10 protein-coding genes are annotated in these 11,944 nt (G+C 56.6%); 6 read left to right on the top strand and 4 right to left on the bottom strand.

Annotated elements, in window-relative coordinates; translation table 11 throughout:
- Nucleotides 1-23: 23 nt before the first annotated feature.
- On the bottom strand, nucleotides 24-1,184 hold the full coding sequence (locus ACUTSW_RS19470; protein WP_445585124.1) for an MFS transporter: 1,161 nt from the start codon (nucleotides 1,182-1,184) through the stop codon (nucleotides 24-26).
- 158 nt (nucleotides 1,185-1,342) lie between these two features.
- Nucleotides 1,343-2,254: a LysR family transcriptional regulator gene (locus ACUTSW_RS19465; protein WP_445585123.1), complete on the bottom strand. Its 912-nt coding sequence runs from the start codon at nucleotides 2,252-2,254 to the stop codon at nucleotides 1,343-1,345.
- Nucleotides 2,255-2,439: 185 nt separating this feature from the next.
- Between ACUTSW_RS19465 and wecB the strand changes: the two genes are divergently transcribed.
- From wecB to ACUTSW_RS19445, 4 genes are all read left to right on the top strand, one after another.
- Complete coding sequence (wecB, locus tag ACUTSW_RS19460; RefSeq protein WP_445585122.1) at nucleotides 2,440-3,621, top strand: non-hydrolyzing UDP-N-acetylglucosamine 2-epimerase; 1,182 nt, start codon at nucleotides 2,440-2,442, stop codon at nucleotides 3,619-3,621.
- Between the two features lie 16 nt (nucleotides 3,622-3,637).
- On the top strand, nucleotides 3,638-4,381 hold the full coding sequence (locus ACUTSW_RS19455; RefSeq protein ID WP_445585121.1) for a hypothetical protein: 744 nt from the start codon (nucleotides 3,638-3,640) through the stop codon (nucleotides 4,379-4,381).
- Nucleotides 4,371-5,639, top strand: coding sequence for an FG-GAP repeat domain-containing protein (locus tag ACUTSW_RS19450; RefSeq protein ID WP_445585120.1), 1,269 nt, complete (start codon nucleotides 4,371-4,373; stop codon nucleotides 5,637-5,639). Before ACUTSW_RS19455 ends, ACUTSW_RS19450 begins: the two co-directional genes overlap by 11 nt.
- Before the next feature lie 140 nt (nucleotides 5,640-5,779).
- Nucleotides 5,780-7,228 carry an alpha/beta hydrolase gene (locus ACUTSW_RS19445; protein ID WP_445585119.1) on the top strand — a complete coding sequence of 483 codons (1,449 nt, stop codon included), beginning with the start codon at nucleotides 5,780-5,782 and terminating at the stop codon, nucleotides 7,226-7,228.
- On the opposite strand, the gene ACUTSW_RS19440 is transcribed toward ACUTSW_RS19445, so the two are convergent.
- Together ACUTSW_RS19440 and ACUTSW_RS19435 are read right to left on the bottom strand one after the other, a co-directional pair.
- The gene (locus tag ACUTSW_RS19440; RefSeq protein ID WP_445585118.1) at nucleotides 7,225-7,974 is read right to left on the bottom strand and encodes an NAD-dependent epimerase/dehydratase family protein; all 750 of its coding nucleotides are present in this window, start codon (nucleotides 7,972-7,974) and stop codon (nucleotides 7,225-7,227) included. The genes ACUTSW_RS19445 and ACUTSW_RS19440 overlap by 4 nt on opposite strands.
- Nucleotides 7,975-8,066: 92 nt before the next feature.
- Entirely contained in the window at nucleotides 8,067-8,930 is an 864-nt protein-coding gene (locus ACUTSW_RS19435) for a LysR family transcriptional regulator (RefSeq protein ID WP_445585117.1), read from the bottom strand.
- Between the two features lie 114 nt (nucleotides 8,931-9,044).
- Between ACUTSW_RS19435 and ACUTSW_RS19430 the strand changes: the two genes are divergently transcribed.
- A complete protein-coding gene (locus tag ACUTSW_RS19430; protein ID WP_445585116.1) occupies nucleotides 9,045-9,803 on the top strand; it encodes an SDR family NAD(P)-dependent oxidoreductase in 759 nt (252 codons plus the stop codon).
- Between the two features lie 262 nt (nucleotides 9,804-10,065).
- Nucleotides 10,066-11,937: a PTS beta-glucoside transporter subunit IIABC gene (gene bglF / locus ACUTSW_RS19425; RefSeq protein ID WP_445585115.1), complete on the top strand. Its 1,872-nt coding sequence runs from the start codon at nucleotides 10,066-10,068 to the stop codon at nucleotides 11,935-11,937.
- Nucleotides 11,938-11,944: the final 7 nt, after the last annotated feature.

Genomic DNA, 11,944 nt, shown 5'->3' with positions numbered 1-11,944 from the left:
ATTAACCGTGCATAAGGAAGGCGTTAGCAGTTGTTTTCCAACACCAACGCCCGTTTTTGTCGTACCGCATAAATAGCGATCAGCAGGCCGATGCCGGTGGTCATGGCTCCTACCCAGTTAGGCGAGACGAAACCGTAACCTGCATCGATTGCCATACCGCCCAGCCAGACGCCGCCGGATGCCCCTAAATTGAACGCCGAAATATTGGCGGCAGAGGCTAGGGTTGGGGCGCCGGTAGCTTTCTCCATCACGTACATTTGCAATGGCGGGATGGTGCCAAAGCCAATGGCACCAAGCAAAAACACTGTGATGATGGCTAATGGTTTGATGTGAATGGTGTAGGTGAACAACAGCAGAACAAGGGTCAGCAGAATCAGCAGGGTCAAAATGGTGGGTACCAAGGCGCGGTCGGCAAATTTGGCCGCCACAATGTTGCCGACCACCAGGCCAACACCGTAGATTGACAGGATCCAAGCCAGATTTTCTGGCGCAAAACCGGCTACCTCGGTCATCATCGGAGAGATATAGGCAAAAGAAGCCAGCAGCCCGCTAAAACCGATGGCGGTGACGACCAAAGCCAGCCAAACCTGTGGGCGTTTGAAGACCGCAATTTCATCCATAATATGGCTGCGCTCGGCCAGCTGTTTTGGCACCAGTGCAGCCAACCCGGCAAAGCCAATCACCCCAAGCACGGCAATCGCCCAAAATGCGGCGCGCCAGCCGAAGTGTTGCCCCACGTAGGTGCCGAGCGGAACGCCAACCACATTCGCCAGCGTCAGGCCGGTGAACATCAGAGCGATGGCGCTGGCCTTCTTGTTGGGTGCCACCACTGTGGTGGCGACGACCGCACCGATACCGAAAAAGGCACCATGGCAGAATGCGGACAATACGCGACCAAACATCAACTCTTCAAAGGTGACGGCCCTGGCGGAGACAATGCTGCCGGCAATGAATAACAGAATCAGAAATACCAAGGTATGTTTGCGGTTAAAGCGGGCCAGCAAGATGGTCAATATGGGGGCGCTGATCACCACGCCTAACGCATATCCAGAGGTTAGATAACCGGCTTGTGGAATCGTAATATGAAGGTCCCGGGCAATATCCTGCAATAGTCCGGTAGTGACGAACTCTGTTGTGCCAATAGCAAAAGCGCTAATAGCCAACGCCAATAATGCAAGTGGCATATCATACTCCTGAGAAGGGAAATACTATGGAGATAATAATGCCCAGCCTAGAAAGTTTGCGCCATACATTGTTTGGAACATCACTTGTGAAGCTCTGTCACAACGAAATTTTATTTTTAAATAACCGAATGGTTATCCAGTTCGGTTATATGTAATAACTATTGTGATTTATTTATTTTATTCTGACAAAACTCTATGAGAAAGTTGGAAAACATGGATATTCTTATTGGTACCGAGTTGCGGCCGGTACGAACAATTTGAATTGGGCTAATAGGTTCATGCCATTCCGGTAATATATTTACTAACTCGCCATTTGCGAGGTATTTTTGTACGCTCCAGGACTCGCGTAATGCGATGCCATGGCCTTGCAGAGCCCAATTGAGTAACGCCATACCATCGTCGGAGCTCATGGCTTTTTTGATTGGCATGCGTCGAACCTCGCCATTTTCGGTATTTTCCAGCGTCCAGAATGCCGAGTTGTAGCCCGGGTAGGCAAACACCAGGCCACTGAGGGCGGAAAGATCTTGAACATGGGTCGGAGGAGTAATTCGGGCTAGGTAGGATGGGGAACAGACCAATACCCGGTGCTGCTCAAACACCTTGCGCGCCACCAGTTGCGAGTCTGAAAGTTGGCCGGAACGAACGGCCAGATCGATACCGTCGGAATAGATATCCACCACCCGGTTAGAGCTATCCAGATAGAAACTAACATCTGGGTGTTCCCGCTTAAAATTCTCAATAGCCTCGATCAAAAAATAGTCATTGAAGGTCGAGGGGCTGCTGATGGCGATGTTACCGCTGAGGCTTTGTCTGCCCTGTTCGGCAATGCTGTAGGCTTCACGAATACTGCTCAGCCCCCTTTTAATACATTCATAAATCTGCAATCCTTCATCGGTAACGCGAATACGCCGGGTACTGCGCTCAAACAGCGTTACGCCCAGCGAGCCTTCAAGCCGCCTTATTTGTTTACTTATTGCCCCAGCCGTAACGTTTAATGAACGAGCCGCGCTTGAAAAATCACTGCTGTCGACCACACGGATAAAAGCCTCCAGGTCATCCAGATTTTTCATTCAATATGTTCCTTTCCAGCGTAAGAGTTTTTCCAAAATATCGCTTTCAACTAGCCCTGACTTCGTCTTCAATGGAAATATAGCCCATAAATTGAATGTCATGTTCTGTTTTTATGTTTTTTTTCACATAAGTAATAATCAATAAAACGCTACTTCTATTTATCATCCATTCCAGGAGCAAGATAATGAAGAAAATTGCTGTGATTTTAGGTACTCGGCCTGAAGCTATCAAATATGGCCCCGTAATAAATGCTTTAAAAGATGACAAGCGTTTCGAAGTATTTATTATTTCAACCGGGCAGCATAAAGAAATGCTCGACGATGCGCTTGCTGTATTTGGCATCCAGCCGGATTACAATTTGCAGGTGATGCAGCCGGGGCAAACGCTGGCACAAATCACTTCACGCATTACTGATGGCTTGGCTAGGTTGTTGCCGCAGTTGAAGCCGGACGCCCTCACGGTCCATGGCGATACCGGCACCACCCTGGCCGCTGCGCTATCGGGATTCCACCATCATATTCCGGTGATTCACATTGAGGCCGGGCTGCGCAGCGGCAATATAAGTTCTCCGTTCCCAGAAGAGGGCAACAGAAAGCTGGTGGCGCAAATAGCTTCGCTGCATTTGGCTCCTACACCGGGCAATGCAGCAAATTTGATCCGTGAAGGAATAGCGGAAAACCGTATTGTCATCACCGGCAATACCGTGGTAGATGCTCTGCATTGGGCGATTGGTCAGCCGGTCCCGGCTGACAGTGGGCTGTTGGAGGAATTACAACAGGATACACGCAAAATCATACTGGCTTCTGCCCACCGTCGTGAGGCCTGGGAGAAGATCCCCGAGATTGCGGATGCGATCCGCCAGATCGCCCAGCGCCCGGATGTGCGTGTTGTGATCCCGATGCACAAGAACCCGATTGTCCGGCAAGCTTTACAAAGCGCCCTGGCCGACACGGACAATGTGGATCTGATTGAACCGTTGAATTACCTCGATTTCTGCCGGTTGATGAACCGTGCGGACATTATTCTCTCCGACAGCAGCGGAGCGGAAGAAGAGGGGCCAACGCTCGGTAAGCCAACCTTGATCCTGCGTTCTCTGACTGAACGGCCGGAAGCCACTCACTCAGGTTCCGCGGTTTTGGTTGGCAATTCGGGTGAGCTGATTATCCACCACGTCAATCGTATTCTCGACAACCTTGCCGCCTTCAAAAGCGCCAATATCCAGACGGATCATTATGGCGACGGCTTGGCGACCCAGCGGGTGATTGGTGCCATGGCCAACTTTTTCGGCCTGGGTCCGGCGGTGCAGCCATTCTATTGCGGCTGCGAAATGAAGCCGATGCGTTACTTCATTAACAGCGCCGCCTGATATGTGGGGAAATACCATGGATCTGACGGCAGTCACCAGCCGTAGCACTCGTTTCTCTCATCCAGCACTGCCCAGTGTTTTGCTGGTAGGTGGGGCAGAGCGTTATTTGAACGGTCGCCATCTTATCGTCAACTTTAACCCGCAGGCGCTAAAGCTCAATAATCGCGGGCAAACACAGCTGCCGGCATTTTCTTCCGTCATCCGCTGCAATGAGCTGATTGCCCCGGCGCAAAGTTGCCTGATCTTTGAACTGCCGGTCGACCCAGCAGCAGGTGCGGTTATTGGCTGGGAACAACAGGAGAGTTATCCCGGAAGGCGCTATGGCACCGAGAGTGTCGAAGCGGTGGCGTTTTTCCGATCGCCGCCCGACGAGATCGCTATCCTGTCTTTCCCTCCGCAAGCGTTAGCGGCGGGCAGTGACGCGACCTACGAGAGCCAGCGCTTTAGCCTGCGCGCTAACCTGTGGTTTGCCGAACCTGGCACCCACTGCGGTATTCACAACGAGCATTCTTTTATCGAAATCCATACCCAAATTTTGGGGGTTGGCCGCATGCAGATCTTCCAGAGCGACGAATTGGCTTCACTTTGTGAAGACCTGCTGCTGGCCCCTGGGGCAACGACTTCACAGGCATTTTGCCAAATCAGCAATAGACAGCACTACAGCTATCCCTACCACCAATATTACGCTGACACACCCAGTGTGTGGCTGGCCCTGGAATATCACGCGTTACCCAATGACGAGGCAGAGCATGTCCGATAATGAAAAACCTACGCCGCTGACCATCCCGGAATTTACCAAAGAAGTGGTCGCCAAAAGCTTACGCGATGGCTATTGGCTGGAAGCGGCTGATTTGAATCAGGATGGTAAAACCGATCTGTTTGGTTACGGCCTGACTCTGGGCGAGCTCTATTGGTATGAAAACCAAAGCCCGGAATGGAAGAAGCACCTTATCGTCGACAAAATCAAAATGCCGGTCGGTGCAGATTACGCTGACATTACTGGCAACGGCTACCCGGACGCCATTGTCTGCTATGAACTTTATGGGCCTATCGGCACCATTTATGATCCTGATACCGCCGGTGGCAAGATTGACTGGATTGAAAATCCGGGGGCCGATCTGAGTAAAGGCGAGCGTTGGAAACGGCATTATGTCGGGCGTACCACCGGGATGCATCGCCTGCGCGCTGGGTATTTTACCCAAAGCGAGAAAATCGAGATCTTGGGGTTCCCGATTGTTGCGAAGGAGGATGTGCATGCAGTGCTGCCGGTGGTGTTGTTCACCCAGCCTGATGATGTGCTGGATGCCGAAGAATGGCACATGGAGGTGATTGACGACAGTACATTCCGCATGATCCATGGCGCCGAGAAAAAAAGCGGCCTGATCCCCGGCTCTGGCAGAGATTCCGTGGTGCTGGCCTCCGATGAAGGAGTCACCTGGTTGTATTACGATGACAGTGTACATGCCTGGCGACGCGTCTTGATCGGTACCGGTGAATTGACGCAGTTTGAGAAAACCGGCTTCAAGGGCAGCGGCGATATGGACGTTGGCCGCATCGGAAATGATGCTTTCAGCTACGTGGCGGCGATCGAGCCTTTCCATGGCAACACCGTGGCGGTGTATTACAAGAAGGATGATGCCCAACCGCAGGATGCACAATGGCACCGCGTATTATTGGATATTTATGGCGATCCGAATGAAAACGGAGAAGGGCCAGGGCATCAGGTGGTTTGCGCTGATTTCGACGGTGACGGCGAAGACGAGTTTATTATCGGCCTGCGTGGCCCCTGGCCGTGGCAGGGGGTGTTCTATTACAAGGCGATTGATATCAGCAACGGTATTTTCGCCAAATGGCGCATTTCCGATGAGTCGGTAGCGCGTATCGCCATTGCCGACTTCAAGAACCGAGGAAAGATTGATTTCGCCACCATCGCCTATTCGGTGCCGAACTACTACGTGGCGAAGGATGCCAAGATCGTGGTGCACTACAACGACATCCCGTTGGTGAACCAGCGCTGACTGCCGTCACTCAGTGGTTGAAAGCTATTTAAAATCGCCGGGCTCGACCCGGCGTTGTTTATTATCCGGGCACACCGCTGCCCCTGAGCGCCTTTAGCGCCTATAATCGCTGCTGGATAACCGTGAATTCAGGGGTGAGTATGCCGTCCAGGGCGATAATCAAAGGGATCAAACGGCTGACGATTGTGGTCGTCACCGTCGTATTCACGTTGCTTGCTGTGCGGGTTTACGACACCCAACGCGGCCCGGCGCTGGAGCCGTGGCACACTTTTGTGCCGCACGAGTTGGCTGCCGCCGAGCTGGATAAGGCTGACTGGCAAGCGTACCTGGTCGCCGAAAACCGGGTGTTCGACGAGGTGAAGGCCAACGTCACCGACAAACTTTCCGCCAGCGAGCGCATTCCGCTCAACCGCTATTTCGACGGCAGCCCTGTGTATCCGCCGCACTTCGCCCAGGACTGGAACCGCTCTTATGAGCTGTTGCCGCAGGGCGAACCGCGTGGTGCGGTGGTGCTGCTGCACGGCCTGACCGATTCCCCTTACAGCCTGCGGCATATCGCCGAAAACTACCGGCAGCGCGGTTTTGTGGCCGTCGGCATTCGCCTGCCGGCGCACGGTACGGTGCCGGGGGCGTTGACCGATATCGAATGGCGCGATTGGCTGGCGGCGACGCGGTTGGCGGTACGCGAGGCACGCAGTAAAGTCGGGGGCGACAAGCCGCTGCATATCGTGGGCTTTTCTAACGGCGGTGCGCTGGCGATGAAATATGCGCTGGACGCGCTGGAAGACCCGAAACTGGCGGCACCGCAGCGGCTGATTCTGATTTCGCCGATGATCGGCGTCACCAGCTTTGCCCGTTTCGCCGGCATCGCCGGTTGGCCGGCGGTATTCCCGGCGTTTGCCAAAGCGGCGTGGCTAGGGGTGCTGCCGGAGTTTAATCCGTTTAAATACAACTCGTTTCCGGTGAATGGCGCACGCCAGTCTTATCTGCTCAGCAATAGCCTGCAACAGCAAATCGCCCGTGCGGCGCGTGACGGCAAGCTGGGCGCATTGCCGCCGGTGCTGACCTTCCAGTCGGTGATGGATTCCACCGTCAGCACCCGGGCGGTGATCCGTGCCTTATACAACGAATTGCCGGCGAACGGCAGCGAACTGGTGCTGTTTGACGTCAATCGTACAATCAACTTCGGGCCGCTGCTGCGGCCAAACGCGGCGGCGGCGGTTAGCCAGTTGTTGCCCGCACCCCCGCGCCGTTACCAGACGACGGTAATCGCCAATGCCTCACCGGAAAGCAGTGAGGCGATTGCCCGCATAACGGCCGCCGGGGAAACCACGGAAACCGTGCAGCCGCTGGGGATGACTTACCCGGCGGATATTTATTCGCTGTCGCATGTGGCGCTGCCGTTCCCGGTGAGCGATTCGCTGTATGGGCGTTTCCCGGCGCAGCGCGATGAGTTCGGCATCAGCCTGGGCACTATCGCTGCGCGCGGCGAACGGTCGGTGTTGGTGGTCGATCTCGATTCGTTGATGCGTATCGCTTCCAACCCATTCTTCCCCTACCTGCTGCAGCGTATCGACAACAAACTTTAGGCGAAGCCCAGAATGCTGAACGCATCGTCTTGCGGGTAGTAGCCGAGCAGGCGGCTGGTCTCTTCCAGCGACAGCCGCTTATAGCGGTTGTTGGAGACGCCGTGTACCACCGCATGGTGCACGCCTTCAATGCGGACGCAGCGTTCCAGCAGATCGGCGGCGTCGCGGTGGCTGAGAAAAGCGCTCATGTCACGGGCGCTTAGCTGCTCGCCGGCTTCCAGCGTGGTGAAGTTGGCGATGCGTACCGACAGCGCGGAAAGCCCTTCCTGATGGGCAAAATAGGCGGCGATGCCTTCGCCGAACGCTTTGCTGACGCCGTACAGGTTTTTCGGTTTGGGGGCGTCTTCCGGCCGTATCTGATAATCCAGCGGATAACCTTCCACCGCCTGCGCGCTGCTGGCGAATACCACGCGTTTGCAGCCGGCGTCTTTCGCCGCACGGAAAATATTGTAGGTGCCGAGGATATTGTTATCCTTCAACGAGTGGCAAAAATCGGCGTCGGGGGAGGGATCGGCGGCCAGGTGCAGCACGGTATCGATATTGGCGCAGGCCGCACGGCAGGCTTCGAGATTGGCAATGTCGAAGCTGATCACTTCATCGCCGGGGTGCAGGCCAGTCAACAAGTTGATGTCCCTTTCCGCCAGCCGCAGTTGATAGCGATCGCCCACCGATTGACGGAATGCCGTGGCGACCCGGCCACCCGCGCCGGTAATCAAAATTCGTCCAAACTCAGTACGCAATGTCATGATCACAGCTGCCCATAAAGTAAATTACGCGGTGATCAGTAATAATCCCCCGCGTGACTTTTGTCCAGCATTCAATTAGCCATTCTGATGTTTCATGTTGCCAGTGGGCATTTTTTTCCGATGAGATCGCTCAGGAAAGTCATGACCGTGCGGATGGCGGTGGAACGCGCCAGATCGGGGTAGGTGACCAGCCATAACTCGCGCGTTGGCGGCGCTATCGACGTCGGCAGGGCAACCAGCGCCGGGTCGTCATCAGCGACAAACGTCGGCAAAACTACCGCACCCAGCCCCGAACGAGCGGCTTCTTGCAGAGAGAACAGATCGCTGGCCTGAAATACCACCGGGCGGCCCTGCAACAGCTGTTGCAACCACTGTTGGTGCGGCTGGTTGCTGTAGTGATGGTCGTAGGCGATAAAGGCCCGCGCCGCTTCCGGCAGGGCGGCGTGCTGCGGGGTAGCGTACAACCTGTAGCGCATCATGCCGATGCGTTGCACCAGCAAATCCGGTTGCTGTGGCCGCACCATGCGCACCGCCACTTCGGCGTCGCCGCGATCCAGCTCGGCGATGGAGGCTTCGCCGGAGAGCACCAGCGTAATATGCGGAAAAGCCTGGTGAAACTCGGTGATATGGGGTGCGATGACCCGTGCGGCGATCGACGGCGGCGCGCTGATACGCACCTGGGCCTGCGGCGTTTCACCGGCGCTGCGGGCATGGCGAGCAATGGCGTGACTTTGATTTTCGATCTCTGCCGCCAGCCCGGCCACCCTTTGGCCGTCCGGGGTCAGCGGTGTGCTGCGCGGCAACCGGAGGATCAGCCGCAGCCCGAGCGCCTTCTCCAGCGCCGCCACCCGCCGGCCGACCGTCGCGTGGTCACAGCCCAATTCCCTTGCTGCCGCCGACAATGAGCCGGTGCGTGCCAGCACCACAAAGTGTTTTAAATCCTGCCAATCGAACATCAGTGAATTCCTGCACAGTGTTGCCGCGATTTTATGGAATATTCACACAGAGTAGGTTGTGTTTCAATGCCGTTATCTCTTCAACTAAATTGAATTATTCAATTAGGATATCTTATGGATTTGCAATTGCGGGATCGTATCGCGCTGGTCACCGGCGCCAGCGAAGGCATTGGTGCCGGTATGGTTCGGGTTCTGGCGGCACAGGGGGTCACCGTGGTGGCGACCGCCCGCCGTGAGGAACGTTTGCTGGCTCTGGCCGATGAGGTTGAACGAAGCGGCGGTACGCGGCCCTATGCGATCGCGGTGGACATCACCGACGCGGCGGCGCTCGACAGCATGCTGGCGCAGGCGGCACGCCTGGCCGGGACGATTGATATCCTGATTAATGCGGTCGGTGGCGCTCGTCCGACCGCGTTGAGCGAAGGTGACGCCGGTTGGGAAGAGGCGTTCGCCCTGAACTTTACGCCGGCCCGCCGGGTGACCCACGCGTTGTTGCCCGGCATGCAGGCGCAAGGCTGGGGGCGAATCATCAACATCAGTGGCTCGATGGAACCGCGCAGCCTGAATGCCGCCACCGCCGCCAAGGGCGCGCTGCACCTGTGGGCCAAGGGGCTGGCAAGCGAGCTGGCGGCGCAGGGCATCACCGTCAATACGCTGCAACCCGGGCGAATTAACAGCGAGCAGGTACGCGAAAAACTGCACCCGACCGAGGCCGCACGCCAGGCGTTCATCAAGCAGAATATCCCGATCGGCTACTTTGGCGAGCCGGAGGACATGGCTTATCTGGCGGCGTTTCTTTGTTCCCCGCTGGCGCGCTATATCACCGGCGCCGTGATCCCGGTAGATGGCGGCATGCACTATTTTGCCCATTGAGGCCGTTTTGCACGCCGGATCACAGTTCCACTCTTTGCTGCCGGAAAGCCTTGCCGTGGCGAAAAACGGAGTGTTAACGTCATAGCTCAGCCGATTTAGGGTTGTCACTGCTCCGGCAGGCAAAACCTAAACCTCGTGCTTCTGTTCCCCCTTTGCGGGTGCAGGGCCATGAGGTTTAGGTTTTTTTTTGCGCTGAATTCCGTCACGGCGATTGGCCATCGTTGTGCAGGAGCGGCAGAACATCGTTTGCAAGGATAACGCTATGAAATATGACACATTAGCCAGTGAAATTTTGGCCGGCGTCGGTGGCCGCGACAACGTGAAAAGCCTGGTGCATTGCGCCACTCGCTTGCGTTTTAAGCTGCGTGACCGCCAGCGCGCCGATGCTGCGGCGTTGAAAGAAAACCCCGGTGTCATCATGGTGGTGGAGAGCGGTGGGCAGTTCCAGGTGGTGGTGGGTAACCATGTGGCGCAAGTCTATAACGCGGTCAATCAGGCCGCCGGTCTGGGCGATGGCACGGCGGCGGATGACGCGGGCGATGGCAAGCAGGAAAACCTGTTCAGCCGCTTTATCGATGTGGTGTCGGGCATTTTTACCCCGCTGCTGGGGGTGATGGCCGCTTCGGGGATCCTGAAAGGTTTTCTGGCGCTGAGCCTGGCCTGCAACTGGCTGTCGGGGGACGGCGGCACCTATAAAATGTTGTTTGCCGCCAGCGACTCGCTGTTCTACTTCCTGCCGATCATGCTGGGCTATACCGCCGGGAAAAAGTTCGGCGGCAATCCGTTCGTTACCATGGCGATCGGCGGCGCGCTGACCCACCCGCTGATGATGGCGGCGTTTGAAGCCGCGCAGCAGCCAGGCGCAGTGCGCGAGTATTTCCTCGGCATCCCGATGACCTTCATCAATTACAGCTCGTCGGTGATCCCGATTATTTTCGCCGCCTGGGTTTCATGCCGGCTGGAGCCTTTGTTTAACCGGGTGATCCACAGCGCGCTGCGCAACTTCATTACGCCGCTGTTGTGCCTGGCGATCACCGTGCCGCTGACCTTTTTGCTGATCGGCCCGGCGGCAACCTGGCTCAGCCACCTGCTGGCCAACGGTTATCAAAGTATCTATGCCTTTAACCCGATCATTGCCGGTGCCTTTATGGGGGCGATGTGGCAGGTGTGCGTGATCTTCGGCCTGCATTGGGGTCTGGTGCCGTTGATGATCAATAACCTGAGCGTGCTCGGCCGCGACACCATGGTGCCGCTGCTGTTACCGGCGGTAATGGGCCAGGTGGGCGCCACGCTGGGCGTGATGCTGCGTACCCGCGACGCCAAACTGCGGGCGCTGGCTGGGTCCGCCATCGGCGCCGGGGTGTTTGGCATTACCGAGCCTGCGGTCTACGGTGTGACCTTGCCGAATAAACGGCCCTTTATCTTTGGTTGTATCGGCGGTGCACTCGGCGGCGCGGTGATCGGCTATTTCCATACCGCCACATACTCTTTCGGCCTGGTGAGCGTCTTCACCTTTGCGCAGATTATTCCCGCCGGCGGCTTCGATGCCACGGTGTGGGGGGCGATTGGCGGCACCCTGTTGTCGTTCTGTTTCGCTGCGGTAGCCAGCTATCTGTTCGGCGTGGTGCCGGCAGAGGAGGCTGCACCACAGGAGCCGAAACCCGTCACACCGCTGAACCGCAAGGAGATTGTCGTCAGCCCGATCGCCGGCGAGGTGATGCCGTTGGCACAGGTCAACGACGCCACCTTCGCCAGCGGGTTGCTGGGCAAGGGCGTGGCGATCGTCCCGTTGCAAGGGCGGGTAGTGTCGCCAGTGGCGGGGCACGTGGTGTCATTGTTTAAAACCAAACACGCGATTGGCATTGAGTCGGAGGACGGGGCGGAAATCCTTATTCACGTCGGCATCGATACCGTCAAGCTCGACGGGCTGCATTTCACCGCCCACGTGCAAGAAGGGGATTGGGTCAAGCCGGGCGATCTGTTGATTGAGTTTGACCAGGCGGCGATCCACGCCGCCGGCTTTGATACCACCACGCCGATCATCGTCAGTAACAGCGATGACTACATCGACGTGTTGGCAGGCGGCCAGGGCAGGGTGCAGGAACAGGCGCCGCTGCTGACTTTATTACGTTAACCAAGGA

This window comes from Serratia sp. TSA_198.1 (assembly GCF_052686505.1).
This window is presented reverse-complemented; position numbering and strand designations above follow the sequence as displayed.